Here is a 25,844-nt window from a genome sequence, read left to right as displayed (position 1 = left end):
TTACAGTAGGGCATTAGCTTCTGGTCGCATCTCACATCCTCTAGGACTTGCGCTTACACTTATCACTACTGAGGTATCGACCATACTCTCAGAGTCCAGGAGGACTTAAAACGTTCCGTTTATATGGGCTTTCCATCTTTAGATTTGTCCTCAGAACCGGGGTACTTTAAAGGTCTTTGTAGGTAGTGGTAGGAGCCTCCTACTTTTCCCCTTGCTCTTTTGAGCGCAGCGTATCAACCTATTTCGCTACTAATTAATTACGGTGGTTCACGCCGGACATTCAGTTTCCTTAATCATGGATGGTTGGCAGTGGACTCGATTCCGATACTAGGTTGTATCTTGGAGCCTTCCGTTCCCCGCTTCAATCCTAGAGTCATGACTTCTAAAACTGGGGGTGGCTATCGCCGTTACCCTCATCTCTGTTCCGTAACGTTTCTGTTATGTTAGGAATTGTTACGGTTTGTTACAGATTGTGTTGACCTTGGGTTCCCTGCCGGGATTTGGTATCGTATGATACAAATTGTTGGGACATATAAACAGTTATGGGGATGGTCAGGAAGTGCGTTCCTTATATTCCACCAAGGGGTGGAAGTCCCACTAGGAGGTTAATTCAGGCATTGCAGCCTTATTTAACTCCTAAACGTCTCGCACTACTTATTTAATTTAACAGTTGCCTCATTATCAGAGAAATGGGTTTAAAACCTTGCACTTCAGGGCGACTTTGTGCTCAAACTAAAATAACCGGAAAATCAGATGTGTAGTCGTGGCACGCGAACTGACCGTTGTCAAAAGGCTAGTGTCACCAACCTTCCATTAGGTTGCCCCAATACCTCACTGCTCTCTAACAACGAATATGGCTTCTGTGGGTGAAAATAGAACTTAAATAGGGTAGGGCATACCCGAATTTACGCGGTGGGAGTAGTCCATAGCGAGTGCTTGCTGTAAAAGGTGTAGTCGGATACGACATGAAACTGTAAGACCAAAACTAACTTAGGTTAGTGGAGGCAGGATTCAGCCCAAGAATCCTCGGACTTCAGGACGAGGAGTGTCAACATCAGATACTTTAATGGTTCGGGAATAACAGATATTCTCTGGTATGCTCCCGGTCTTGACCCGGATTTTATGTGGCACTTTAATCAAGATGGTAACTATGACGGTTTTCAGTTGACCGTTGATGGTCATTATGCTCCGGTTCCGGCAGATTTAGAAGTCTTCTAAGGGTTCCCGGTTCAGAATATCTCGATATTGTCGCCATGGGGGAAGATACTCGTCCATATAAGCCTGAAAACGGTCATTATGATAACGTTCCAAGAGATGCACTAACTCATGAACTACGACATATTCCAAGCACTCTATGGGCTTTTTTGCGAGTTCTAAATTTAGCCAGATGCGACGCTGAGTGATATTACAACTCCCCCATTTAGTCCGCATTTTCTTAATCCCCCAATCGGTGACATTTTCCCCGATAATGGGTTGCCATTTATTCAGCAATTGTGGTATAATATCCTGGAGTTGTTGCCGATACCATTCGGCTAAAACTTGGGCGCGATTGTCCCGAGAAGTTCCGGGATTAACGAATAATTGCACTATCCGAGAATTGGGAATTTTAAGTTCATGTTTCCCTCGGCGTTCTATGACTTCTAAGCGGTAGCGTTTCCCGAAGATATAATGAGTTTCGCCGGATACCATTTCTCGCCGGGATTGACGGGGTTGGGCGGCGAATTTTGCCTGGTGTTTTTTAATCCAAGATAGACGGGAGATAATCGCCAGTCGGATATTATCATCAGTGAAGTGAAGCGGCGCAGCTACCCGCACCCGACCCTCTGGGGGATAGACTCCAATATGGAGATTTTTAATTGATTTGCGAATCACTTGCACGGGAATTTGAGCAATGGTTATCTGGTAATCTGTGGGAGATTTACTGGTAGTCATGTTGCTGTTTAATTAACTCGAAGAGTTGGTTAAGGGGTAGGTCTACTTTAGCATCAACTAGGACGGCATTAAGGGCATTTTTGACCTCGATTTCTTTGAAACGGTTGCCAATCCAGTTGTCTTTTTTGGTGGTGATCACGACCTGATCAATCTTGAGGGCTAAGGCTTCATCTTTGTCTAGGTTATCGTAGAGGGAACGGAGGGCGGAGGTATTGAGGGCAGGGGGATAATTTCCTACGGCTGATCCGGTGGGGTCTGTCACTCGTTTGGCGAGTTGTTTCACCTCTTCCAAATACTCTTGGTAACTGATGGCTTTCTGGTGACGTTGTTCAATCAAAGAATCCAATAACTCCGACATTTCCTCATAATATTTCGGGTTGATCGGACTCTCATCTAAGATAATTTTGCGGATATTATTCTCGATCGCCTCTGCGATCGCTTTATGATCTTGTTTCAAGCCTTCCGGGAGACTCTCCAAAACCGGGAAACCCTGATTAACAATAAGCTGCACCAGTCCCAACTCCTCAAAGTCCGCCACCAGGTTACTGGGTTCAGCGCGGATATAGGTATCCATGAGGTGACGCATGGCGGGTTCATAGATTTTACTATCGATATAGTCCCCGCTGGCAATTTTTACCTCCTCCCGTATTTGGCTATAGTGTCTAACTTCGGCTTTGATGGTTTCCGCTTCCTGGGGGGTGTAGCCTGCGGCTTCCATTTCGTTAGCCAGGTTACTGTAGGCGCGAATGAGGGCGTTAACCGCTTGATAGAAGGCGACCCGTTTCGGTTCATTAGCGGCGATCGCTTTTTGATCTCTGGTGTCTGGGGTACAAAAATAATGGCGATAGTCGGCACTCTCACGGGGACGCGGGACGGGTTCACAGAGGGCGCGGACAGCTTCTAAGGTGGTTTCTAGGCGATCGCACCCTTTAGAAAGGCGATCGCACAATAACCCCGCCACGTCCGCCGCCTCATAGCCATCAAACGCCCCACTGGTGTAATCTGTAACGGCCCCCTGTAGTTGCCGAAACAGGTCCTTATAATCCACAATATAGCCATATTCCTTAATCTTCTCCATCAAGGCGGTTAACCCGACAAATAGCCTGAAATAAGCCATGATCTCGCATAGTTTTATCAATATAGAGATAAGTCGCCGGGGGTGCATCAAATCCCGTCAGCAGCTTATCCACCACAATTAACAGGCGCATTTGTCCCGGTTCCGTAATAAAGCGCCGTTTAACCTCCTGTTCAAATTCCCCCACCCGATACATTGCCACATCTTCCGACTGCTTAAAATAGTCCGCCAACATTCGCCGATAAATCTCATACTGGTGGAGTTTTTCCGTCAGTCCCTCCCCCGTTTCCTCCCCTTTAATATCCGCCGGGGAAGGTTTATAACTGGTGATAATCGCGCATTTACCCTGAAAATCCGTTTGGCTGAAAAGTTCGTAAGTTTTACAGGCTTGATAAATGCTACTACAGACCAGCATCGCGTTACCCCGTCCGTCCATTAACCGGGGTTTCGTTTCCATGTCGAGGAGAATATCGTTAACAATTTCTTCCAGGCGAGACCTACTCGAGAGGAGTTTTTGCATCGTCCCTCATTTCTTTTTAAGTTCAGTTTTAGCCAACTCCGATAAGCCGCGAGTTTTCGCCTCAAACCACTGGTCAATTTTCTGGGGACTGGTTAAAGTTTGGTCAATGTCGCGCGCCTCATAACGTAAATCTAGCACAACCCCATCTCTCACCGCTTCGTTAAATTTGTAGGTGTGGATATAGTCCCCAAATACTTCCATACTGCGCTGTTTATCTTCTTTGAGGAGGGGGGTCCCCGTAAAGCCAATAAATAAACCATCCGGGATAATTTGCTTCATGGCGCTATGGAGTTTTCCCGACTGGGTGCGGTGACATTCATCTACAAATACAAATATGTTTCCCTTGGCGGAAAAGTTGCTGGGGAGTTGCTGGAGACTGTCGATAAATTCCTGAGTCGTATCTTGGGAATGGTTGCCGAATTTGTGAATTAGGGAACACATTAACCAGGGTTGGGTTTCGTTCAGTTTGGCGATTAGGTCGGCGCTGCTTTCCGTGCGGTCAATATCCTCATCTACTCCTTTAAAAATGCTGTTAATCTGTTCGTCGAGTTCAGTGCGATCGCTTATAATTAAAACCCTAGCATCCCTTTGATTTTCGCGAATCCATTTTGCCAGCCACACCATAGTTAGACTTTTTCCCGACCCTTGAGTATGCCAGATAATGCCACCCAGACCCTCTCCGATAAACTTCTGAGCGGCTTTAATCCCGAAATATTGGTTATGGCGGCAGGTTTTTTTAATCCCCGCATCAAATATGATAAAATCGTGGATAATTTCCAGGAGGCGGCTTTTGGCACACAGTAGGCTCAGATGCCAATCTAGGGGACTGTCAAACCCATCAACTTCCCCCTCCTCTTCTTTCCATTCCAGATAATATTTTTCCCGCGTTTCGATAGTCCCGTAGCGCAGTCCTTGGCTATCATTTCCCGCCATAATTAACTGAAGCGTCGTCAAAAACGGGCGGATAAATTCCCTTTTTTGATTATCCAGGTTTTGGCGGATACCTTCAGCCACGGAAACCGTCGAACGTTTGAGTTCTAAAACCGCCACAGCAATACCATTAATATAGAGGACGATATCCGGGCGTTTGGTATGGTTGCCTTTTATGGTCACTTCTTCCACCACATAAAAGCGATTTTTTGGGGGATTTTCCCAATCAATCAGCCACACGGTTTGAGTTTGTTCACCCGCCCCCCGTTTCACCTTCACCCCATAACGCAGCAGGCGATAAACGGCCTTATTAGCATCATAAAGGTTTTGGTTTTCTGCCAAGGCTGCGGCTTTATCCAGTTCTCTGATAGTTTTATTAATTAGGGTTTCCTCAACGCCTCGCCCGGTGAGCCATTGGGTTAAATATTCCGCTTCAATATTGCGGTTATTTTCTCGGTCTTTCCAGTTTCCCAGATAGGTATAAACCAGGTGATTTTGAAACAGTTTAATCACTCGGTTTTGGGTGAGTCTTTCCAGTTGTCCAACTTTAATCATAATTTTGTCCTTGGGTGGTAATTTTGAGTAAATATAGCCAACCTACCTGAGTCCGTGCAAAAAATGTTCGCCTACAATCCAGATAGGACAATAGCCCAGAGTTCACGTCTCATTAGGACTAGCTATATCTGCCATAATTTCCTGCTATGGGTTGCTGTCGTTTGGATATATTCAGCAATTGAGCGCGAATAAATTGAGGTTTATTTGGGTTCATGTCAAACTTTCTAAGTAAGGTCGCATTACATTCCGCATTCTGCAAACTTTAGCATAATACCAGAGTTCATCCATTGAGCAGCGTTGTTGTTGCCAACATTCTCGCAAGGCTTCTAGGGCAATATCTAAGCCTATTTTATGGCGAAATTTAAAGCAATCTACTACTGTTTTAGGCATGCTATAAATAGGGACGTTACATCCTTCTATTTGATGATTTTCGACTCCTTCGATTAGAGATGAACCGGACATATCAACAATTCACAGTGGCAAAAGTTTCTCTTGCGGATGACGTGATTTTTGAGGAATAGCTAACCAAATTTCCCAGGGATTTTGGGTGGTGATTTTATGAAAACTCAACGCAGACAACAAGCAAATAGTTCCTTTAGGGACTCGCTGAGTGGCTTCAACAAGGCTATGGTTTTCGGTGATGTCTGCTTTCGGATAAGTATATATTCCGCGTCCAGAGCGAATCAAAAGGCTTTGTTCTTCCAGTCGTTTAAGCGATTGGCGATGAATTCCCTGTTTGGCTAGGTCTTTGGCGCAAATAACTCCCTTTTTTAGTGCTATTTTTAGCACGATTTTGCGGTTTGATGGTGACATTTTAAGTTAAGATACAAGGCAATTTGTGATAAAGTGCAGGTATTTACAAACAAGTACCTACATTTTATCATATATCATTAACAATTAACCGCTTTCTCCCGGTTAACAATTCCTGCATCATTCCCTTTTTTATCCATTCGGTTTTGGCGCGACGTTTTTCTAACGCTGCTATTTCTTTATCCATATATGACAGGACAGAGGCGATCGCTTTTTGTTCCGCAAGGGGTGGGATTGCAACTGTAAATTCCAGCAATTCTTTAACGGTTATATTTGCTTGATTTGCATTGCCTCTAAATATTTTCTCGATATGATTTATATATTCAGGCTTTTTTAAACTATTATACAAAAAAAATTGAGTTTCCTGGCTAAAATTTTTGGATCGAATAATTATTGCATTCTGATTTAGAAGTGATCCAGCAGTTCCCGTAGGGTGCGTTAGGCACATAGATTGAATATTGAATCAAATCCCACCAATATGATAAGTGCCGTAACGCACCATCCCCACAAATTGAGGATTTCGGTGCGTTAGGCAGTTCCCGTAGGGTGCGTTAGGCACATAGATTGAATATTGAATCAAATCCCACCAATATGATAAGTGCCGTAACGCACCATCCCCACAAATTGAGGATTTCGGTGCGTTAGGCACATAGATTGAATATTGAATCAAATCCCACCAATATGATAAGTGCCGTAACGCACCATCGTGGGAGTTGAGCGTATCCATGAAGTAGTTCCCGTAGGGTGCGTTAGGCACATAGATTGAATATTGAATCAAATCCCACCAATATGATAAGTGCCGTAACGCACCATCGTGGGAGTTGAGCGTATCCATGAAGTAGTTCCCGTAGGGTGCGTTAGGCACATAGATTGAATATTGAATCAAATCCCACCAATATGATAAGTGCCGTAACGCACCATCGTGGGAGTTGAGCGTATCCATGAAGTAGTTCCCGTAGGGTGCGTTAGGCACATAGATTGAATATTGAATCAAATCCCACCAATATGATAAGTGCCGTAACGCACCATCCCCACAAATTGAGGATTTCGGTGCGTTAGGCAGTTCCCGTAGGGTGCGTTAGGCACATAGATTGAATATTGAATCAAATCCCACCAATATGATAAGTGCCGTAACGCACCATCGTGGGAGTTGAGCGTATCCATGAAGTAGTTCCCGTAGGGTGCGTTAGGCACATAGATTGAATATTGAATCAAATCCCACCAATATGATAAGTGCCGTAACGCACCATCGTGGGAGTTGAGCGTATCCATGAAGTAGTTCCCGTAGGGTGCGTTAGGCACATAGATTGAATATTGAATCAAATCCCACCAATATGATAAGTGCCGTAACGCACCATCGTGGGAGTTGAGCGTATCCATGAAGTAGTTCCCGTAGGGTGCGTTAGGCACATAGATTGAATATTGAATCAAATCCCACCAATATGATAAGTGCCGTAACGCACCATCGTGGGAGTTGAGCGTATCCATGAAGTAGTTCCCGTAGGGTGCGTTAGGCACATAGATTGAATATTGAATCAAATCCCACCAATATGATAAGTGCCGTAACGCACCATCGTGGGAGTTGAGCGTATCCATGAAGTAGTTCCCGTAGGGTGCGTTAGGCACATAGATTGAATATTGAATCAAATCCCACCAATATGATAAGTGCCGTAACGCACCATCCCCACAAATTGAGGATTTCGGTGCGTTAGGCAGTTCCGGTAGGGTGCGTTAGGCACATAGATTGAATATTGAATCAAATCCCACCAATATGATAAGTGCCGTAACGCACCATCGTGGGAGTTGAGCGTATCCATGAAGTAGTAACGCACCAATTCCCAGATTTGGGTATATTATAAGTTCCCGTAGGGTGCGTTAGGCACATAGATTGAATATTGAATCAAATCCCACCAATATGATAAGTGCCGTAACGCACCATCGTGGGAGTTGAGCGTATCCATGAAGTAGTAACGCACCAATTCCCAGATTTGGGTATATTATAAGTTCCCGTAGGGTGCGTTAGGCACATAGATTGAATATTGAATCAAATCCCACCAATATGATAAGTGCCGTAACGCACCATCGTGGGAGTTGAGCGTATCCATGAAGTAGTAACGCACCAATTCCCAGATTTGGGTATATTATAAGTTCCCGTAGGGTGCGTTAGGCACATAGATTGAATATTGAATCAAATCCCATCAATATGATAAGTGCCGTAACACACCATCCCCAAAAATTGAGGATTTCGGTGCGTTACGCAGGAATAACAGTTAAATGTTTTAATTCTCATTTAGTCCCCCACTAACGCACCTTACAGGATATTTTTTAATAATTGTTATGCCCAATTATCGAAGACCTCAATGTGCAGGTGCAACTTATTTTATTACACAAGTCACCTATCAAAGAATCCCTTGGCTTTGTACCCCTGCGGGAAGGAAAGCATTGCGAGAAGCCATCCTTCATGTCAGTATAAAACATCCCTTTTTCATTGATGCTTTTGTTTTACTCCCAGAACATTTTCATTGTATTTTAACTTTGCCTGATAATGAGGATGATTTCTCAATGCGTTTACGACTAATTAAAACTTACGTTACTAAACATTATAAGCAAGAAATTTCTGTTGAACAAGGAGTTTCAATTTCTCGTCAAAAGCGCTTAGAAAGTAATCTGTGGCAAAGGCGGTTTTGGGAGCATTTAATTCGAGATGAACAAGATTTTGCATCCCATTGTGATTATATTCATTATAATCCGGTGAAACATGGGTTATCTAAATCGCCACGAGATTGGCAGTTGTCGACGATTCACCGTTTTATTCATCATGGGGTTTATCCTTCTGATTGGGGGGAGAATGAGGAGATTGTCATGAAGGAGGGTATTGGTGGAGAGTAAGGTTTTGGTGCGTTACGGCGCTGCTGAAATTGCTTGAGTTTAATTCTCATGGGAAAAAGCGCCTAACACACCCTACGGGAGGGAATTGGTGCGTTACGGCGCTGATGAAATTGCTTGAGTTGGATTCCCGTTGGAAAAAGCGCCTAACGCACCCTACGGGAGGGAATTGGTGCGTTACGGCGCTGATGAAATTGCTTGAGTTGGATTCCCGTTGGAAAAAGCGCCTAACGCACCCTACGGGAGGGAATTGGTGCGTTACGGCGCTGATGAAATTGCTTGAGTTGGATTCCCATTGGAAAAAGCGCCTAACGCACCCTACGGGAGGGAATTGGTGCGTTACGGCGCTGATGAAATTGCTTGAGTTGGATTCCCGTTGGAAAAAGCGCCTAACGCACCCTACGGGAGGGAATTGGTGCGTTACGGCGCTGATGAAATTGCTTGAGTTGGATTCCCGTTGGAAAAAGCGCCTAACGCACCCTACGGGAGGGAATTGGTGCGTTACGGCGCTGATGAAATTGCTTGAGTTGGATTCCCATTGGAAAAAGCGCCTAACGCACCCTACGGGAGGGAATTGGTGCGTTACGGCGCTGATGAAATTGCTTGAGTTGGATTCCCATTGGAAAAAGCGCCTAACGCACCCTACGGGAGGGAATTGGTGCGTTACGGCGCTGATGAAATTGCTTGAGTTGGATTCCCATTGGAAAAAGCGCCTAACGCACCCTACGGGAGGGAATTGGTGCGTTACGGCGCTGATGAAATTGCTTGAGTTGGATTCCCATTGGAAAAAGCGCCTAACGCACCCTACGGGAGGGAATTGGTGCGTTACGGCGCTGATGAAATTGCTTGAGTTGGATTCCCATTGGAAAAAGCGCCTAACGCACCCTACGGGAGGGAATTGGTGCGTTACGGCGCTGATGAAATTGCTTGAGTTGGATTCCCATTGGAAAAAGCGCCTAACGCACCCTACGGGAGGGAATTGGTGCGTTACGGCGCTGATGAAATTGCTTGAGTTGGATTCCCATTGGAAAAAGCGCCTAACGCACCCTACGGGAGGGAATTGGTGCGTTACGGCGCTGATGAAATTGCTTGAGTTTAATTGCCGTTTTCCAAGGCGCCTAACGCACCCTACGGGAGGGAATTGGTGCGTTACGGCGCTGATGAAATTGCTTGAGTTTAATTGCCGTTTTCCAAAGCGCCTAACGCACCCTACGGGAGGGAATTGGTGCGTTACGGCGCTGATGAAATTGCTTGAGTTGGATTCCCGTTTTCCAAAGCGCCTAACGCACCCTACAATGTTTCTGTATGCCTAAATTATAAACCCAAAGCCTAATAAGAAGCAAGTCCAAAAGTGAACGGAAACGGCGATGAATTTGCAATTGCTAACCTGTTGGGGTTGATGATGATATTCTCGGACATGGCGACATAATTGAATGGCTGGGAAAACTCCGGCAAAACTTAACAAAGTCCAAATTGGGAAAAATCCGCCGAGGACTCCAATTAGGGTTAATCCGAAAATACTACCACAAAACCAGGGTAAAATTTGCGCGCCGCGTTGGGTCCCTAAGCGGACAATAGGCGATCGCTTTCCGGCGGCGATATCATCTTCTACTTGGTGAAAATGGGAACAAAATAATATTAAGCTGGTGGCTATTCCGACTATAAGGGAGACGGCTAAATTCAGCAGTGACCAGGTTTGGGTTTGACTATAATAAACGGCGGACATTCCTACCGGTCCGAAGGCAAAAAAGCAGAGAAATTCCCCCAAGCCTTGATAACCGAGACGGAAAGGCGGCCCCTGGTAAAGATACCCTAAAAAACAGGAGAGGATGATTAACCCCAAAACGGTTAAATCTTGCTGCCACCAACAGATTAACATAATTTGGGCGATCGCCACTAACAGGCACAGATTACCAATGGTTAAAATTAGGGCTTTATTCCCGGTTAAATTCACGAGAGAATGATGTTTATTTTTATCGATGCCAGTCTCGGAATCAAAGACATCATTAAGTAGGTTTTCCCAAGCTAAGATTAAAATAGCGGCGGTTAGGAAAGCCATAAACACGCCCCAATTTATTAAACCAGTCTGTGACTTGGCGAGGGCAGTTCCGACCCAAATAGGCATAATAGCGACGCTGTACATGGGTGGCTTAATGGCAGCCAACCAAAGTTTTGAATTGGAATCAGCAATCAGTTTTGTAGTCATCATTTATTAAGTGAAGATGGTCGGCAAAAATCTAGTTTAAACCAGGGAGAGAATGGGGGAGGATCGGATATTTTCTACAATTAGTTTAAAGTTATCCGACGGCACAATGGTAATCCCTCGGCGCACGGGACGCACGGGACCCAAATCGGCGAGGGAAAATTGACAACGGCTGAGGACGATCGCCAAGATGATTTTAATCTCAAATAGAGATAATGCCATGCCGATACAACTGCGAGAACCTCCACCAAAGGGGAAATATTCATAGGGGGAAAATCGACGTTCCAAAAATCTCTCTGGTCGAAATTTTTTGGGTTCTGGGTAGGTTGGCGATCGCATATGTGCTAGGTGAATACACGGCACTAAGATAGTACCAGGTTCAAAGCGATCGCCGCGAATAGTCACAGACTCACGCACCACACGAGGCTGAGAAATTAAAGCAATAGGGTGCAGACGCAAAGCCTCCCGACAAACTGCTGTTAAATAGGGAAGTTGCACCGCCTGCGTCGGGTCGCTATCACTTCCGAGGGTCTGCAATTCGGCGACAAGTTGATCTCTAATGTGGGGGAATTGATGAATTAAATAAAACACCCAAGCGGTGGCTGAGGCAGTGGTATCATAACCTAGCAACAATAGGGTGATAATCTGATCACGCAATTCGCGATCGCTCATACCCTCGCCGTTTTCGTCCCTGGCGGAAATTAGCAAAGATAGGACATCTTCCCCTGTGGCTTCCCGGCGGCGATCGGCTATGACAGTATAAATCAGATCATCAATTTGTTGTCGCTGTCGGAGAAATTTGCCCCAGGGACTCGCCGCACCCAGATCTTGCTGTAAAGCCGGCCAAAAAAACTGTAGGGAGTTGAGGGGGGAATTCACCCATTCTAAATAGGTTTCTAGGGTCTGTTGCAGTTGGTCATACAAATAACCGGGACCCAACCCCAAAACTACCTGCAAAATGGTTTGTAGGGACATTCTGGCGGTATACTGGCGGATAGAGATACAATCGCCAACAGACCAGTTTTCAGTCACGGAGTGGGCAATATTGGCGATCGCCTCACCATAGCGGGGTAGTTGCTTCCCGTGTAGGGGTGGCATTAACAACTGTCTCAAACGTTGGTGTTCCGACCCGTCTTTAGCAATTAAAGACTGTGGCCCGGTCAGGGGTTCAAATACATGGGTAATGCGTCCTAATTCTAGTTGATCAGCCGGACACAGACCCTCAGAACCTGCAAAAATTGCCTCGATCGCCTCTGGATGACTAAAAAAAACCACCGGCGGCGAGTTGTTACCCAAAACCCGCAGAGTAAAGCGATCGCCATATTTATCGGCACAGTTTTCTAGGTATTTGGGAGGATCAATAACAAGCTGCAAAATTTGCAGGGGGGACATTAATCTAGGGCCATCAGGCAGTTTCATGAGTATAGTCGAATGCAGCCAATTCAGTGGTGGGTCAATCCATAATACCACCGCCTTATCCCCCTCTGACCCTCTCCTAGGGCCGGATTTGTTAAGGTTTATTACCACAGACCACCCAGTGGCGATCGCTAATATTGCCTTTTCTACAGCCTAGTGGCATAATTCCCGAACTGATTTTTCCCAATTGTCGGCTAGGTCAAGCCTCCCAAGTCTTGAACCAATATCAGTCAGTGTTGTATATTGCTCTCATAACTGACCTTCTGGGCGCAAAGGCTGTTTTCTTGGTAACATCCCTATATTGATCTGTTATTCTATTCTATGCTGGCTGTACCTCCTCCCCAATTGCTTTGGCAAGACCGCCGGGAACTGCATCGCTTTCTGTGTGAGTGCCAGCAAAATTGCCTTGTCAATTCTGACCCTCAAATTATTAGTATTGTTCGGGAAATTGATGCGGTTGACCCTCTCCGGTTTCTGGAAGCATTCTTAACGGAAGATAAGCCACATTTTTATTTTGAAAAAGCTCAGTCAAAACAGGCGATCGTCGGCGGGGATGCTGCGGTAAAATTAACTATTAACAACGGGGAAAGATTCGCCAAATCTCAAGAGTTTATCGATGCTTGGTTTCGCCGAACGATTATCGCTGGATCGGAGTCTAATTTAGCCGCGCCCGCTTTTTGTTGTAGTTTCACCTTTTTTCAGGACAATTATCAATCCAATTCCGAACATTATTATTTGAGGAATTACCCGGATGTAGATAACTATCATTCCCGCCCGGTGTTCCCCGCCGCCACGGTATTTTTGCCAGCTATTCTACTGTATCAAAAAGGCGATCGCTATACTTTGTTAATCAATGTTTTGGTTGACAAAAAATCGGACATTGAGGCTGTAACTGCCTCTATATGGGGGAAAATCGACAAGGTTAATGGTCTGCAAAGTGGCAGAATACAGTCGGAAATCACCAATAAATTACACCCGCAAACTATTTGGATCAATCCACAAGTGGGGGAATTTCATCATTCTGTATCGGAGAATTTGCGGTTAATTTCTACTGGAAAACTCAGTAAAGTTGTGCTATCCCAAGCCTTTGATATTTGCTCAGATACACCTTTTCGGCTCATCAATTCCCTGGCAAATTTGCGATCGCTTTATCCCGACTGCTACATTTTTTCCACGGGAAACAGCCAAGGTAAAAACTTTATCGGTGCTAGTCCAGAGCGTCTAATTACAGTCAATCAAGGTAATTGTAGCACCGATGCGCTGGCAGGTTCTGCCCCCCGTGGGGAAACCCAAGCAGAAGATACAGAAATCGCCCACCGCCTCCTCTCCAGTGACAAAAACCTACGGGAACATCAAGCCGTAGTCGATTTTATCATCGAACGTCTATTGCATCTAGGCTTGACCCCAGAGCGATCGCCAAAACCCAGACTAATGCAGTTATCCAATATTCAACACCTGTGGACCCCCATAACCTCCCCCATATCCGCCGATATCCACCTCTTAGATATATTGGCGAAACTACACCCGACCCCCGCCGCCGCCGGGACTCCCTGCGAAGTAGCGATCGCTCAAATTAGGCAATACGAAACCTTTGACCGCTCCTTATATGCGGCTCCTTTGGGTTGGGTAGACTATCATGGTAATGGGGAATTTATCGTAGGTATTCGTTCCGCTTTGATAGATAGCGATCGAGCTAGACTGTTCGCTGGGGCGGGAATAGTCGCTGGCTCCGAACCTGAGCAAGAATTAGCCGAAATTCAACTTAAACTACAAGCTCTGCTCAGGGGTTTAGTATAACACAAAAATCGCTGGATTAACTGCTCATTATGGAAATTCGAGATCTGGGTGAACAGGGGTTATTAGCAATGGTTAAAAGGTTTTGTCCCCTAGAAGTAGTGGGAGATGATGCCGCTGTCCTCAGTCCCCTTGCTGATCAGTCCCTGGTGGTGACAACTGATATGTTAGTCGAAGGCTGTCATTTTAGCGATCGCACTACCCCCGCCATAGCAGTAGGATGGAGATCAGTATCGGCTAATTTGTCGGATCTGGCAGCCATGGGAGCCTCTCCCCTAGGAATTACCGTAGCTTTGGGGTTGAGAGGAGAAACACCTATTAACTGGGTTGAACAGTTATATGAGGGGATGGCTGAATGTTTAGACCAATTCCAAACCCCAATTATCGGCGGCGATATTTGTCGCTCCCCTATCAATACCATCTCAATTACTGCTATTGGTACAGTTTCGCCCCAACGAATTATTAAGCGATCGACAGCACAACCAGAATGGGCGATCATCGTCAGCGGCGCTCATGGTCACTCCCGAGCCGGACTAGAATTGCTGCTAAATGAGAATTTGGGTGCATCCCTATCAGAAACCGAAAAGCGATCGCTTCAACACCATCATCAGTATCCGCAACCGCGACTAGATATATTACCAACTCTACAAAAGCTATGGGATAGCGATCCTCACCTAATTATTGCTGGTATGGACAGCAGCGATGGTTTAGCTGATGCGATCGTGCAGATCAGCCAAGCCAGTGGAGTGGGAGCCAGAATCGAAGCCCAAAAACTGCCCCATTCTAACTCCCTTTTCCAACTAGCCCCAGCAGAGACCGTCCTTGATTGGGTACTCTATGGCGGCGAGGATTTTGAGTTAGTTTTATGTCTACCATGCGATCGCGCCCAACAACTGATCAAACACATCCCAGGAAGTGCCATCATTGGTGTTACCACAACAGAGACCCAAACCATCCTACTTACAGCTACCCACTCTAACTCAGAAATTATCCTGACCCAAAAACAGGGATTTCAGCACTTTTGATCTGAACCAAAATCCCCCTGAGTCCCCTTACCAGTGTTTAGCCACAATCTCCGCCAAGTCTACAACCCGTTGGCTGTATCCCCACTCGTTGTCATACCAGGCCACAACTTTAACCAAGTCGCCGCCCATAACCATTGTCAAACTAGCATCAACAATAGAAGAAGCATTATTTCCGCGATAGTCACTAGAAACCAGAGGCAGATCGCTATAAGCCAGAATTCCCTTCATCGGTCCTTCTGCCGCTTCTTGGAGAGCCTTATTCACTTCTTCGGTGAAAGTGGTTTTCTCCACCTGAGCCACAAAGTCCACCACAGAAACGTTAGGCGTGGGAACCCGCATAGCAATCCCATTCAGCTTACCTTTCAGTTCAGGAATCACCAAAGCCACAGCCTGAGCCGCACCAGTAGAGGTAGGAACAATATTCAGAGCAGCAGCCCGCGCCCGTCGGACATCCCGGTGACTAGCATCTAACAAACGCTGGTCGCCAGTGTAACTGTGGGTAGTGGTCATCGTTCCTTTGATGATCCCGAAATTATCTTGCAACACCTTGACCACAGGGGCTAAACAGTTAGTAGTACAACTAGCATTACTGACAATAACATGGGCATTGGGATCATAGTTATGGTCATTGACACCAACTACATAGGTTCCAATATTACTACCTTTCCCAGGGGCAGTAATCAGAACCCTTTTCGCACCAGCAGATAAATGCTTTGATGCTCCCTCTTCGGTAACAAATACCCCTGTCGCTTCAATGATCAGATCGATACCCCATTCACTCCAAGGGAGGTTAAGAGGATTACGGTCAGAAACGCACTTAATCGTCTTACCATTGACAATCAGGGAGTTCTCATCAGCCTTGATATCGGCATCATGCAAAGTCCCCAACATTGAGTCATACTTCAGCAAATGAGCATTGATCCTGGGGTCGGAAGTGTCATTGATAGCCGTAACTTCCAGATTAGTATTTTCCCCTCTGGTCAGCCAACAACGCAGAAAGTTACGTCCGATCCTGCCAAAACCGTTGATTGCGACTTTCATCACCTTGTTTCTCCTAACGATAGTATTGCCCAACTAAGGCCTGCGCCTTCTATAACGTGAGTTTATCTTGACCCCAATCATACCCTAAAGGCTGACCTCTTCTGAAGTTTAGGTATCGAAACTTTTGGTTTGATGTCCCTGGTCAGTTAACAGCAAATCGTCCATTCCCCTAGATCCCCGCTGGTACAGACAAAATTGCTGATCTGGGTGTGCTATTGTGCCTTCCCTCATAGTTAGGGGGGATTCTGCTTCCGGGTGCGATCGGCTATGATTAGGGGCGCATACTTAGGATAATAAGCCTCAGTAATCACATCTAAGGAGGACATGATGACCCCAAATGCCCTAGGGTGAAGCTATGGCAGGTGTTGAGTCTTATATGGCATCCGCCCCGGTTGGCCTTGATCTAAACCTAATTTTCCGCAGGTAGCATCCGGTTATTTCCGATTTTGGGGAGTATGTAGTATACAAATACCATACAGCCTTCTGCCTCCATCGGAGCGATCGCCTTTTAATCTTGTAATTGCCATACTTTGCTATGGTTGAGTTTCCAACAAGCGGCAATTATTGATATGATAATCGCCTGTTGGATGTGTGGTGTGGTGTGGTGTGTTGAGGAATAGTTAATGCCTAATACTGTCGATTTTAATGGCAGGCCATTTCATTTCATTGGCATTGGTGGCATAGGAATGTCAGCCCTTGCCTATATTTTAGCCCAGCGAAATTTGCCTGTCTTTGGCTCAGACCTGCAAAATAGCCATATCACAGAACGATTGGAAGCCATGGGGGCTCATATTTTTGGGAGTCAAGATGCCAGCAACTTTGACATTTTTAAAACCCCCAAGCATAATTGGGAGTCAATGGCTTCTGGGCTATCAGGCAAAATCTCGTCAGAGAAAGCCACTTTACCCAGAGAATCATCTTCGATCGCTCAGTTAGAACAGCAACTGCCACAAGTTATTTGTTCAACAGCTATCCATCCCGAAAATCCCGAATATCAAGTCGCCCGAGAGTTAGGATGTCCGATTTTTCATAGATCAGACCTACTAGCCGCTTTGATGGCTGAGTACCAAAGTATTGCCGTAGCCGGGACTCATGGTAAAACTACAACCAGCAGCTTGATTGCTTTTCTATTGCTCAAAGCTGGTTTGGACCCGACAATTCTGGTGGGTGGCGAGGTGAACGCTTGGGAAGGAAATGCCCGCGTGGGACATAGCCCTTATTTAGTAGCCGAAGCTGATGAGTCTGATGGTTCCCTAGTCAAACTAGCATCCCATATAGGGGTTGTGACTAATATTGAACTTGATCATCCTGACCACTACAAAACTCTTGATCAATTGATCTCGACCTTTAGGATTTTTGCCAATCAATGTGAGACTATTGTGGGGTGCATTGACTGCACAATGGTTCGAGATTACCTTAAACCTACCATTAGCTACAGCATTAACTCCCAGTCTAATGCCGACTATACTGTTGATGCTGTTCAATATCTAGCTGACGGCATCATGGCTCAGGTTTATGAGCGAGGTGAGGCGATCGGTCTGCTAAAGTTACAATTGCTGGGAGCCCATAATCTCAGTAATGCTTTGGCCGCCGTGGCTGTGGGTCGGTTACTCAATTTGGAATTTTCTGTGATTGCTCAGGCGATCGCACAATTTCCTGGGACTAAACGACGCTTTGAATATCGGGGGAATTATGGGGGTATTCAATTTGTTGATGATTATGCCCACCACCCTAGCGAAATTCGAGTGACACTTGCTGCTGCTAGGGGGCGGCTTCAAAATTCCAGTGGTCTTAGCTCCACCTTATCGGAAGCAGCCATCACGCCTGTTCATCCCGGTTCGGAAATTAAACGAGTGGTCGCCATTTTTCAGCCCCACCGGTACAGTCGCACCGAAACCCTTATGGAGGATTTCGCACTGTGCTTTGGTGATGCAGACTTAGTTATGCTCACCGAGATCTATAGCGCCGGAGAAGCCAATCCGGGCAGGATTAGTGGTCAACAATTAGCCACGCGCGTTGCTGAACATCATCCCCATGTCGATTACCAGTCCTCCCTAGAGGCGGTGAAAACTCGCTTGTGTCAACTGCTCAAACCAGGAGATTTGGTCCTGTTTTTGGGTGCTGGCAACCTCAACCGAGTAATTCCAGAGGTGATGGCATTCTTTCAATCCGATGACAATTCTGGCATCAATCCCACTGTTACTGCGTAACTGGATATTAACTCATGTAATGTGCTGATTAAATTACAGGCATTTCTCATTAAAGAAGTATTTGATTATGGTCATGACTGTTTCCTCTGGCTCCCTAGGTCAAGTGAACGGAAAACCGGAACGCTCCATCACCCTCCTGGGTAATGACTGTTTGATCCGGTCTAAAGTTTCCCTAGCTTCTCTAACCTCGTTTCGGGTGGGAGGCCCCGCCGACTGGTATACTGCACCGCAAAGATTAGATCAGTTACTAGCCTGTTTGGAATGGGCTAATGCTGAAGAACTACCGATTACTTTATTGGGGGGCGGTTCTAATCTTTTGGTGAGCGATCGAGGTTTGCGCGGTTTGGTGATTGGTACTCGTTATCTGCGACATACTCACTTTGACCAGGAAACTGGACAGCTTACGGTCGGTTCGGGTGCTTCTTTGCCCCGTTTGGCTTGGAAAGCTGCTCGTATGGGTTGGCGTGGCTTAGAATGGGCGGTGGGAATTCCGGGAACTGTCGGAGGAGCAATAGTTATGAATGCTGGCGCTCATATTTCTTGTACAGCAGATATTTTAGTTAATACCCATATCCTGGAACGTTCGGGAACTCTCCAGGTTTTACCCCCGGAAAAATTGGGCTACCGCTATCGTACTTCTAATCTACAGGGAAGCGATCGCCTAGTTACTCAGGCTACATTCCAGTTACAGCCCGGTTATGACCCAGAACAGGTTATGGCTGAGACTACAGAACATTTCCAACAGCGAAGGCTATCTCAACCCTACCATTTACCTAGTTGTGGCAGTGTTTTTCGTAACCCTGGACCCCATAAGGCCGGCTGGTTGATTGAACAAACGGGATTAAAGGGTTATAAAATTGGTGGCGCTCAAGTGGCTGAACGCCATGCTAACTTTATCTTGAATTGCGGCTCGGCTACCGCTAGTGATATCTTTCAACTGATACACCATGTTCAAGAGCGAGTTCAGCATCAGTGGTCCTGTTTGTTAGAGCCAGAGGTGAGAATCCTCGGAGAGCATGATTTAATCTCAAATTAGGTTAACATTTTAGGGCAATACGGTATAATAAGCGAGAAGAGTTGAGGATCAACCTATTGCCAGATATGTCAAACCCAAGGAAGCGGCCCAAATCCTTGGAGTCCATGAAAGAACACTCCGCAGATGGGACGAAAATGGCTCAATCGAGACCATCAGAACCCCCGCTGGGCAACGACGATATAACGTTGAGTCATATACTGCCAAATCAGGCAGTGACAAACGCAAAGTCGTTATCTATGCCAGAGTTAGTAGCCGCGCCCAGCAGTCCGACCTCAACCGACAGGTAGCCACACTGTCCAACCTCTACCCCGAAGCAGAAGTCGTCTCCGAAATCGGAGGCGGGCTCAACTTCAAGCGAAAGAAAATGCTGGCCTTACTGGGACAAGTCTTGTCAGGAGATGTCCGCATGGTTGTTGTTGCCCACAAAGACCGATTGGCCAGATTTGGATGGGACTTGTTTCGATGGCTCTGTGAGCAAAACAGGTGCGAACTCATGGTTCTCAACGAGACAAGTCTCAGTCCAGAACGAGAAATGGTTGAGGACATCCTCGCCATCCTCCACTGCTTCAGTTCCCGATTATACGGACTGCGTAAATACAAAACTCAGGTCAAACAAGATCCGGATTTACCCCAGCCCAGAGCTAAATAAAGTCTGGCGTAAATGGCTGGCTGCTTGTCGGTATTGCTACAACCAAGCAATTGCATTATCCCGGAGTGGTAAACGACTAAGCAAATTAAAGTTACGCTGCGGAAGTGATGCAGAGTGACTTACCTGCATGGGTCAAAGAAACAGTTCAAAGTCTGTTAGGCTGAGAATTGTGGCCCTGTGAAGCCAGTTTGATTCGCCATGATTGTTCCTAGATCAAGACTTCTGGTACAATTTGGGGTTAAGCTAGGTCTTATGGAAAACTCAGAGCGTCCATGACGCAAGGGAAAATTAGTTATGACACCAGAAGGAAAAGGATTCGGTCGTGATGGCTTCGGCCTTGGTAAAATGAAGGAACTAGCCGAGGCTTTTAAAAAAGCCCAGGCGGTTCAGGAAGGGGCGAAAAAACTTCAGGAAGATTTGGATGAACTGGAAGTCCTCGGAGAAGCGGGTGGTGGCCTGGTGAAGGTTTATCTGAGTGGGAACCAACAACCTCGCCGGGTAGAAGTATCCCCTGATTTGCTGGGAGAGGAACCTGATGTAGTCTCTGATCTAATCTTAACTGCCATGAAGGAAGCCTATAATAACTCCACCTCTACTATGCGGGAACGCATGGAAGAGTTGACTGGTGGGTTGAACCTACCAGGTTTGTAAATTATTTATCCCCTTTGAGCGGTGGCTAAGTGAGGCTTTAGAGTCTCACTTATTTTGTCAGGTGATGTCTTTGACTGGGTAAGGCTGCGGTTAAAACTTCCCGGCCGCTGTCGGTGACTAATACATCATCCTCAATGCGAATGCCACGCACATCGGCAAATTTTTCGAGTTGTTCCCAATTTACCATATCTCTATAGGTTTCGCGATTGGGTGGGTGATTTAAAATGGCTGGAACTTGATAAAAACCAGGTTCGATGGTGACTAGCATTCCGGGGGCTAGGGGTCTATTTAAACGCAGAAAACCTAGACCAAAGCGATCGCTTCTTTTGCGCCCAGGAGCATATCCGGCTAAGTCTCCTAGGTCTTCCATATCATGAACGTCTAACCCTAGTAAATGACCGATACCATGGGGGAAAAATAAGGCGTGAGCATCCTTTTCTACTAATTCGGTTACCTGTCCTCGCAAAATCCCTAAATCTACTAATCCCTCGGTGATAACCGCCGCCGCTAATAAATGAATATCCCTATATTCTACACCGGGTTTGACCTGCTCAATACAAGCATCATGGGCGGCTAATACTATATCATATATATCGGCTTGGGTAGGGGAAAAAGTGCCGGAAACTGGCCAGGTGCGGGTGACATCTCCAGCCCATCCCCCAGGGGTTTCTGCGCCGACATCTGCTAATAATAAATCACCGGATTTCAGGGGATTATGGTATAATTCGTTATGTAATACCTGACCCTCGGTGGTCACTATACTATTATAAGAACAGGTCATATTATAGGCGATGATGACGGCTTCCATGGCTGCCCTAATATCACTTTCGTGGCTGGCTGTGGGGGTGGCTAAAATTCCGGATTGGTGTGCTTTGACGGTGACGGTGGCGGCTTTTTTGAGTTCGGACAGGGCGGCATCATCATGGCATAAACGGAGGTTAATTATGGCTTTGATTAACGCTAAATCTTGACCTACGGCGGCGGCTGGAGCCATGACAGGGCGCTTTAAAATGCGTTCCATTTCGGCAAGGGTGGCTGGGTCTTGCACTCTGACGGTGGCAGCATTATGGCTTTTTTGGGTTAATTCCGATTTGGGAAAAGCGGAGTTGGCACCGATAATTTCAGCGAGGCGATCGCGTGAGGGACTGTCCCCATGCCATAGGGCGCTATCTGGGTCTGGGTCATCCATAAATAGGGTCAGTTTTCCCCCTTCTAAATGGATGACAGTATCGACTAAGGATAGACCGGCAAAATATAAGAAATGGCTACTGGCGCGGAAAGGATAAATATTAGCGGGAAAATTGCGCGATCGCACACCACCAGACCACAACAGGACGGGAAAATCTACCAGTTGCGCTAATTTTTGGCGGCGCTGATATAAGCTATTAACCAGACCTTCAGAAGGTTGAGGAAGTCGCATAATTCGGGGTTAATTTATTTAGATAGTGAGGTCACAACTCATTAAAATATAACTGAGGCGATCGCTTATTTCTGGGTGGGGAGGAATTACCAGGGTTTTAACTTCTCGGAACCCATTTTTTTGGTATAAGCGAATGGCGGTCAAGTTATCCGATTGAGTAACTAAACTCAAGGTAGAAAATCCTGATTCCCAGGCTTTTTGCTTGGTTCGCCAGATTAATGATGTGCCAATACCCTGCCGTTGATATGGTGACTTAACCGCCAAAATATTAAGAAACCAACTCCCCTCAACTTTGGCGTTATCAAAAGCCTCGATAATAGCCAAACGGTCAGGCTTAAATAACTGTTTCATCTCTTCTGTGATGATATCGGCATTAGCCGGATAGCTGTTCGCCATGCCAATAATGCGACCATGACTATAGGCAACCTCAATGTTTTGATAAGATAAAACAGAAGTTTCTGACTGAATCATTCTGGCTAGTATTTGTTCAACGGTTAATTGTTGATGAAGAGGCTGGAGTAAAAAATCCATCATCTCCCCGGCAGCCAGTCTGATGAGTGGTGCAATTTCTAGGACATCCCTAGGATTAGCAGCGCGGTAACTAACATTGAATACATCCATTAAGATTAAGGGATTTATGGTTAATTAATCAATAGCAATAACCCTATCTGATACAAGCACAAATTAGCCAAAATGTCAAGCATATCAGCCCATATTTTGGGGGTAATTTATTCTTGCCATCGGCTTAAAATATGTTTTAAACCCTTGCCGATTTCTTCCCAATTTTCGGCCAAGTCGGTACTACGATCGCTCCTCAAAAAATCAGCTTCTTTCAAGCAGCGATCGGCGAGGCAATCCAAAACGGTTTGAATGCCATAATCACCAATAAGTTGATTTAAGGCGTGGGTCAGGTGTTGATTTTTGGGTTCGGTCATAATTTCCAATGAAGTTGGCAGTTAATAGTCAGACAATTCCGCCGAAATTATAGCAGAATTATTGACCAAAAACCAAACCTGGTCAATTCATAATAGGTGGGCGTACCAAAATGACAGTACAAGGACAACCACGGGCGATCGCTTCGGGGATATTACCCTTAATCGCCTGTTGCAGCATACTTTCGCCACTAGCACCCAAAACAATCACATCACAGTAATCATGATTAGCAATATCCAAAAGTACATCAACCACAGACCTAGCACAAACAGCAGTTGCGACCACCTCCCCATTAATGGGGCTTTTCAACTCCTCAACTAGGTGGTCTAGCTTTGCCATTTCCGCCTCAGACAAAGCATTTTTAACCACAGTTAACAGTCGGATATCGGGGCGCAAACTCAACCTAGCCAAACCGGGTAAAATGCCCATTGCGGCTGGTGGAGGTCCCCCAGTTCGCAGAGGAACTAACCAACGTCGCCAAACAGGAAACTGGAGCGATCGCTGATCTGAGGGGTCACTAAAAATGGGGTTAACATCTTTTCCCCACTTCACCAAAACCACCTCACCGGGTACTTGTCGAATAATGGTATCAACCACAGTGCCAAAAACCCGATTAGTGGCGGACCTTTCCCCTTGCCACCCAATCAAAGTCAAATCAATATTTCGTTCTTGCACGGTCTCCAAAATCGCCCCAGACACATCATGACTGACCCTAATTTGAGTATGAATAGGAACCCGCCAGCTTTTGGCAATACGTTCAGCTTGGCGAAGTAGACGGCGACATTTAGTAATGGATACCGGAGTTTCCGCCGGGGACAAATTGCGAGCAATGGTAATAATAGTCAAGCATTCTAGCTCATAATTACGTTCAGCAGCGATCGCCGCCGCAATATGTAGCAAAGCCGGGGCGGTAGTGGGATTATTCAAAGCCACCAATAGTCGCCCATGACCGACCATGGGGCCGCGAGTTTGATAAACCACATAGGAGGGGGTGGCATGATGCCCCACCTGGTGACTACCGCTAATATATCCAAGTTCACCGCGAATAATATCGCTGCGGGTAATAATTCCCACCAAATGCCGCCCCTCGACGACGGGAAGGCGACTGAGTTTTTGCCGTCCCAACAGATACAGAACCTCACTGAGGGGAGCATCAGGGTAAATAGTAACAGGTTGGGGAGTCATCAGCTTATGTAGGGGGGTTTGTTCTGATATGTCTTGTTGGTTAATCTTTGCCATATCAGTTTGGCTGATAATACCGACCAATTTACCCTGGTTGACTACGGGAAAGCCGCGATGATGGGATTGAGAAAAAGCGGACCTAACCTGTTCTAGGGATAACTGATCTTCGAGAGTTTCTACCTGTCGCTGCATAACATCCCTAGCGTGCAACATATTTAAGGCTACCCGGTCAGCATTTTGGTCAGGTTCCAATTCAATGCCACTCAAAGCCAATAGGCGATCGCATAGGGAATGTTTTTCTATCTTTTCGGCTACCAAATAGGAGACCACAGAACAGATCATCAGTGGCAGAACCAAGTTAAAATCGGTGGTAATTTCAAAGACAATCACCACGGCGGTGACGGGAGTCCGAGACACGGCACAGAAAAAGGCTCCCATTCCGGCAAAAGCAAAAGTGGTGTGAGGTTGTAAGGCGATCGTTGCCTCTTCCCATAAGCCAATAGTATTCCCCAAAGCCGCGCCTAAAATTAGGGATGGTGCAAATAATCCACCCGGCGCACCGGAACCCGCCGCCATGGTAGTTAGGGAAAACTGCACTACAAAAGCTAGGGCTGTGGTTGTCCAGAGGATATTACCTTTGAGGATATATTCTCGCAAACCGGCATTATCTCGAAAAGTCTCTGGTAGCACAGCAATAACCATCCCACAAATTAGACCCGCCACAGCCATACTCAGGGGTAGTCCTAATTTGAGGGTATGGCGGTTAAATTTCTGAAAGGTAATAATTCCCCGACTGAATAACACCCCAAATACTCCCGAGAGAACACCCACCAGGATATAAAAGGGGATTTCTAGGGGTTCAATTAACCATTGTTGATATAGGGCTTCTGGGGGTATGTCTATGGTGGGAGGTAGTCCCATGGCTTTGTTTCCTAATAGCCGGGATACTACCGCCCCAGTAAATGAGGCGATAATGGCGGGTCCGAGGGTTAATCCTGAGATGTCGTGTAGGAGGTCTTCCACTACGAATAAAACCCCGGCTATGGGAGCGTTAAACCCGGCGGCTAGTCCGGCGGCGGCTCCACAGGCGATTAGTTGTTTGCGATAGTTGGGAGAAGTGGGAACCCAACGACTTACCCAGGCGGCGAGGGCGGCTCCGATTTGTACTGTTGGCCCCTGTCGTCCTAGGGTGAATCCAGAAGCCATGGTGATCATGGTGCTGATCAGTTTGACTACTGCTACCCGTAGATCTAGGGAGGTTTTGATTCCCCCTAGGGCTGCTTTAACTTGGGGGATACCGCTTCCGGCTGCTTCTGGGGCTATGCGTTCGACTAGGAAACCAGACAACAGCCCCCCGACTACGCCTAATATGGGTAAAAATAGCCAAGCTGAAAAGTGGGCGGAACCTTGGACTCGCCAAGACCCTAACCACCCGGCTCCTGTTCTCAGAAAAAAGGCGGCTATTCCTGAAATTAATCCGATTAAGCCGGCTTCTAAAATGGCCAGCCTTTGGGAACCGCCAATTATGGATTTGGCGAGGCTCTGGAATTGATTGGTTAAGGATGGCCAGTACACG

At 46.3% G+C, this 25,844-nt stretch carries 23 protein-coding genes; 9 read left to right on the top strand and 14 right to left on the bottom strand.

Annotation, left to right across the window (positions count from 1 at the left end; all coding sequences use genetic code 11):
* Nucleotides 1-1,203: 1,203 nt before the first annotated feature.
* The 7 genes from XZ46_RS13100 to XZ46_RS13070 all read right to left on the bottom strand — a co-directional run bounded on the left by XZ46_RS13100 (nt 1,204) and on the right by XZ46_RS13070 (nt 6,270).
* Entirely contained in the window at nt 1,204-1,932 is a 729-nt protein-coding gene (locus tag XZ46_RS13100) for a M48 family metallopeptidase (protein WP_006625466.1), read from the bottom strand.
* Nucleotides 1,919-3,049, bottom strand: coding sequence for an HsdR family type I site-specific deoxyribonuclease (locus XZ46_RS36050; RefSeq protein WP_048895080.1), 1,131 nt, complete (start codon nt 3,047-3,049; stop codon nt 1,919-1,921). Before XZ46_RS36050 ends, XZ46_RS13100 begins: the two co-directional genes overlap by 14 nt.
* Complete coding sequence (locus tag XZ46_RS36045) at nt 2,997-3,527, bottom strand: type I restriction enzyme subunit R domain-containing protein (protein WP_006625468.1); 531 nt, start codon at nt 3,525-3,527, stop codon at nt 2,997-2,999. Before XZ46_RS36045 ends, XZ46_RS36050 begins: the two co-directional genes overlap by 53 nt.
* Nucleotides 3,528-3,533: 6 nt before the next feature.
* Nucleotides 3,534-5,012 (bottom strand): type I restriction endonuclease subunit R, encoded by a 1,479-nt coding sequence (locus XZ46_RS36040; protein WP_008050970.1) that lies wholly within the window; start codon nt 5,010-5,012, stop codon nt 3,534-3,536.
* A gap of 210 nt (nt 5,013-5,222) precedes the next feature.
* Nucleotides 5,223-5,474 carry a type IV toxin-antitoxin system AbiEi family antitoxin domain-containing protein gene (locus XZ46_RS13080; protein WP_008052894.1) on the bottom strand — a complete coding sequence of 84 codons (252 nt, stop codon included), beginning with the start codon at nt 5,472-5,474 and terminating at the stop codon, nt 5,223-5,225.
* Between the two features lie 9 nt (nt 5,475-5,483).
* Nucleotides 5,484-5,825 (bottom strand): type IV toxin-antitoxin system AbiEi family antitoxin domain-containing protein, encoded by a 342-nt coding sequence (locus tag XZ46_RS13075; protein ID WP_006669569.1) that lies wholly within the window; start codon nt 5,823-5,825, stop codon nt 5,484-5,486.
* 67 nt (nt 5,826-5,892) lie between these two features.
* Nucleotides 5,893-6,270, bottom strand: a complete 378-nt coding sequence (locus XZ46_RS13070; protein WP_006625473.1) for a restriction endonuclease subunit S — start codon at nt 6,268-6,270, stop codon at nt 5,893-5,895.
* A gap of 1,889 nt (nt 6,271-8,159) precedes the next feature.
* Here XZ46_RS13070 and XZ46_RS13065 point away from each other — a divergent pair.
* The gene (locus XZ46_RS13065; protein ID WP_008054460.1) at nt 8,160-8,711 is read left to right on the top strand and encodes an REP-associated tyrosine transposase; all 552 of its coding nucleotides are present in this window, start codon (nt 8,160-8,162) and stop codon (nt 8,709-8,711) included.
* Between the two features lie 1,306 nt (nt 8,712-10,017).
* Here the strand turns inward: XZ46_RS13065 and menA are convergent.
* Both menA and XZ46_RS13050 read right to left on the bottom strand, forming a co-directional pair.
* The gene (gene menA / locus XZ46_RS13055; protein ID WP_048895422.1) at nt 10,018-10,914 is read right to left on the bottom strand and encodes a 2-carboxy-1,4-naphthoquinone phytyltransferase; all 897 of its coding nucleotides are present in this window, start codon (nt 10,912-10,914) and stop codon (nt 10,018-10,020) included.
* Between the two features lie 36 nt (nt 10,915-10,950).
* Nucleotides 10,951-12,330, bottom strand: a complete 1,380-nt coding sequence (locus tag XZ46_RS13050) for a cytochrome P450 (RefSeq protein WP_008050961.1) — start codon at nt 12,328-12,330, stop codon at nt 10,951-10,953.
* Here XZ46_RS13050 and XZ46_RS35395 point away from each other — a divergent pair.
* The 3 genes from XZ46_RS35395 (at nt 12,329) to thiL (ending at nt 15,146) form a co-directional block, all read left to right on the top strand.
* Complete coding sequence (locus XZ46_RS35395) at nt 12,329-12,484, top strand: hypothetical protein (protein WP_006625487.1); 156 nt, start codon at nt 12,329-12,331, stop codon at nt 12,482-12,484. The genes XZ46_RS13050 and XZ46_RS35395 overlap by 2 nt on opposite strands.
* A 164-nt stretch (nt 12,485-12,648) precedes the next feature.
* Nucleotides 12,649-14,124, top strand: a complete 1,476-nt coding sequence (locus XZ46_RS13045) for an isochorismate synthase (protein WP_006669574.1) — start codon at nt 12,649-12,651, stop codon at nt 14,122-14,124.
* A gap of 29 nt (nt 14,125-14,153) precedes the next feature.
* Nucleotides 14,154-15,146 (top strand): thiamine-phosphate kinase, encoded by a 993-nt coding sequence (gene thiL / locus XZ46_RS13040; RefSeq protein WP_008050957.1) that lies wholly within the window; start codon nt 14,154-14,156, stop codon nt 15,144-15,146.
* Nucleotides 15,147-15,173: 27 nt separating this feature from the next.
* Here thiL and XZ46_RS13035 read toward each other — a convergent pair whose 3' ends face one another.
* Entirely contained in the window at nt 15,174-16,187 is a 1,014-nt protein-coding gene (locus XZ46_RS13035) for a type I glyceraldehyde-3-phosphate dehydrogenase (protein ID WP_008050956.1), read from the bottom strand.
* Between the two features lie 623 nt (nt 16,188-16,810).
* Between XZ46_RS13035 and murC the strand changes: the two genes are divergently transcribed.
* The 5 genes from murC (at nt 16,811) to XZ46_RS13015 (ending at nt 20,733) form a co-directional block, all read left to right on the top strand.
* A complete protein-coding gene (murC, locus tag XZ46_RS13030) occupies nt 16,811-18,397 on the top strand; it encodes a UDP-N-acetylmuramate--L-alanine ligase (RefSeq protein WP_008050954.1) in 1,587 nt (528 codons plus the stop codon).
* 67 nt (nt 18,398-18,464) lie between these two features.
* A complete protein-coding gene (gene murB, locus XZ46_RS13025) occupies nt 18,465-19,433 on the top strand; it encodes a UDP-N-acetylmuramate dehydrogenase (RefSeq protein ID WP_006625493.1) in 969 nt (322 codons plus the stop codon).
* 55 nt (nt 19,434-19,488) lie between these two features.
* A complete protein-coding gene (locus XZ46_RS13020; RefSeq protein WP_048895077.1) occupies nt 19,489-20,082 on the top strand; it encodes an IS607 family transposase in 594 nt (197 codons plus the stop codon).
* Nucleotides 19,970-20,200 carry a helix-turn-helix domain-containing protein gene (locus tag XZ46_RS38035; protein WP_071533599.1) on the top strand — a complete coding sequence of 77 codons (231 nt, stop codon included), beginning with the start codon at nt 19,970-19,972 and terminating at the stop codon, nt 20,198-20,200. Before XZ46_RS13020 ends, XZ46_RS38035 begins: the two co-directional genes overlap by 113 nt.
* A gap of 176 nt (nt 20,201-20,376) precedes the next feature.
* Nucleotides 20,377-20,733 carry a YbaB/EbfC family nucleoid-associated protein gene (locus tag XZ46_RS13015; protein ID WP_006625495.1) on the top strand — a complete coding sequence of 119 codons (357 nt, stop codon included), beginning with the start codon at nt 20,377-20,379 and terminating at the stop codon, nt 20,731-20,733.
* A gap of 49 nt (nt 20,734-20,782) precedes the next feature.
* Here the strand turns inward: XZ46_RS13015 and XZ46_RS13010 are convergent, their stop codons facing one another.
* From XZ46_RS13010 to XZ46_RS12995, 4 genes are all read right to left on the bottom strand, one after another.
* Complete coding sequence (locus XZ46_RS13010) at nt 20,783-22,153, bottom strand: aminopeptidase P family protein (RefSeq protein WP_008050952.1); 1,371 nt, start codon at nt 22,151-22,153, stop codon at nt 20,783-20,785.
* A gap of 18 nt (nt 22,154-22,171) precedes the next feature.
* On the bottom strand, nt 22,172-22,774 hold the full coding sequence (locus XZ46_RS13005) for a GNAT family N-acetyltransferase (protein WP_008050951.1): 603 nt from the start codon (nt 22,772-22,774) through the stop codon (nt 22,172-22,174).
* Nucleotides 22,775-22,881: 107 nt separating this feature from the next.
* The gene (locus tag XZ46_RS13000) at nt 22,882-23,088 is read right to left on the bottom strand and encodes a hypothetical protein (RefSeq protein ID WP_008050950.1); all 207 of its coding nucleotides are present in this window, start codon (nt 23,086-23,088) and stop codon (nt 22,882-22,884) included.
* An 82-nt stretch (nt 23,089-23,170) separates the two neighbouring features.
* Nucleotides 23,171-25,843, bottom strand: a complete 2,673-nt coding sequence (locus tag XZ46_RS12995) for a chloride channel protein (protein WP_008050949.1) — start codon at nt 25,841-25,843, stop codon at nt 23,171-23,173.
* Between the last annotated feature and the right edge of the window lies 1 nt (nt 25,844).

It is taken from the genome of Limnospira indica PCC 8005 (genome assembly GCF_000973065.1).
GTDB lineage: Bacteria > Cyanobacteriota > Cyanobacteriia > Cyanobacteriales > Microcoleaceae > Limnospira > Limnospira fusiformis.
The sequence above is the reverse complement of the archived record's forward strand: the minus strand, read 5'-3'. Positions and strand labels throughout refer to the sequence as shown.

What these genes read in the sequence shown, in the direction of transcription:
- XZ46_RS36040 (WP_008050970.1), bottom strand. Translation starts at nt 5,012, where the DNA reads ATGATTAAAGTTGGACAACTGGAAAGACTCACCCAAAACCGAGTGATT.
- XZ46_RS13100 (WP_006625466.1), bottom strand. Translation starts at nt 1,932, where the DNA reads ATGACTACCAGTAAATCTCCCACAGATTACCAGATAACCATTGCTCAA.
- XZ46_RS13015 (WP_006625495.1), top strand. Translation starts at nt 20,377, where the DNA reads ATGACACCAGAAGGAAAAGGATTCGGTCGTGATGGCTTCGGCCTTGGT.
- murC (WP_008050954.1), top strand. Translation starts at nt 16,811, where the DNA reads ATGCCTAATACTGTCGATTTTAATGGCAGGCCATTTCATTTCATTGGC.
- XZ46_RS13050 (WP_008050961.1), bottom strand. Translation starts at nt 12,330, where the DNA reads ATGAAACTGCCTGATGGCCCTAGATTAATGTCCCCCCTGCAAATTTTG.
- XZ46_RS13045 (WP_006669574.1), top strand. Translation starts at nt 12,649, where the DNA reads ATGCTGGCTGTACCTCCTCCCCAATTGCTTTGGCAAGACCGCCGGGAA.
- XZ46_RS13075 (WP_006669569.1), bottom strand. Translation starts at nt 5,825, where the DNA reads ATGTCACCATCAAACCGCAAAATCGTGCTAAAAATAGCACTAAAAAAG.
- XZ46_RS13070 (WP_006625473.1), bottom strand. Translation starts at nt 6,270, where the DNA reads ATGTGCCTAACGCACCCTACGGGAACTGCTGGATCACTTCTAAATCAG.
- XZ46_RS36045 (WP_006625468.1), bottom strand. Translation starts at nt 3,527, where the DNA reads ATGCAAAAACTCCTCTCGAGTAGGTCTCGCCTGGAAGAAATTGTTAAC.
- XZ46_RS13065 (WP_008054460.1), top strand. Translation starts at nt 8,160, where the DNA reads ATGCCCAATTATCGAAGACCTCAATGTGCAGGTGCAACTTATTTTATT.
- murB (WP_006625493.1), top strand. Translation starts at nt 18,465, where the DNA reads ATGGTCATGACTGTTTCCTCTGGCTCCCTAGGTCAAGTGAACGGAAAA.
- XZ46_RS36050 (WP_048895080.1), bottom strand. Translation starts at nt 3,049, where the DNA reads ATGGCTTATTTCAGGCTATTTGTCGGGTTAACCGCCTTGATGGAGAAG.
- XZ46_RS13080 (WP_008052894.1), bottom strand. Translation starts at nt 5,474, where the DNA reads ATGTCCGGTTCATCTCTAATCGAAGGAGTCGAAAATCATCAAATAGAA.
- XZ46_RS35395 (WP_006625487.1), top strand. Translation starts at nt 12,329, where the DNA reads ATGAGTATAGTCGAATGCAGCCAATTCAGTGGTGGGTCAATCCATAAT.
- XZ46_RS13035 (WP_008050956.1), bottom strand. Translation starts at nt 16,187, where the DNA reads ATGAAAGTCGCAATCAACGGTTTTGGCAGGATCGGACGTAACTTTCTG.
- menA (WP_048895422.1), bottom strand. Translation starts at nt 10,914, where the DNA reads ATGACTACAAAACTGATTGCTGATTCCAATTCAAAACTTTGGTTGGCT.
- XZ46_RS13000 (WP_008050950.1), bottom strand. Translation starts at nt 23,088, where the DNA reads ATGACCGAACCCAAAAATCAACACCTGACCCACGCCTTAAATCAACTT.
- XZ46_RS13010 (WP_008050952.1), bottom strand. Translation starts at nt 22,153, where the DNA reads ATGCGACTTCCTCAACCTTCTGAAGGTCTGGTTAATAGCTTATATCAG.
- XZ46_RS13005 (WP_008050951.1), bottom strand. Translation starts at nt 22,774, where the DNA reads ATGGATGTATTCAATGTTAGTTACCGCGCTGCTAATCCTAGGGATGTC.
- thiL (WP_008050957.1), top strand. Translation starts at nt 14,154, where the DNA reads ATGGAAATTCGAGATCTGGGTGAACAGGGGTTATTAGCAATGGTTAAA.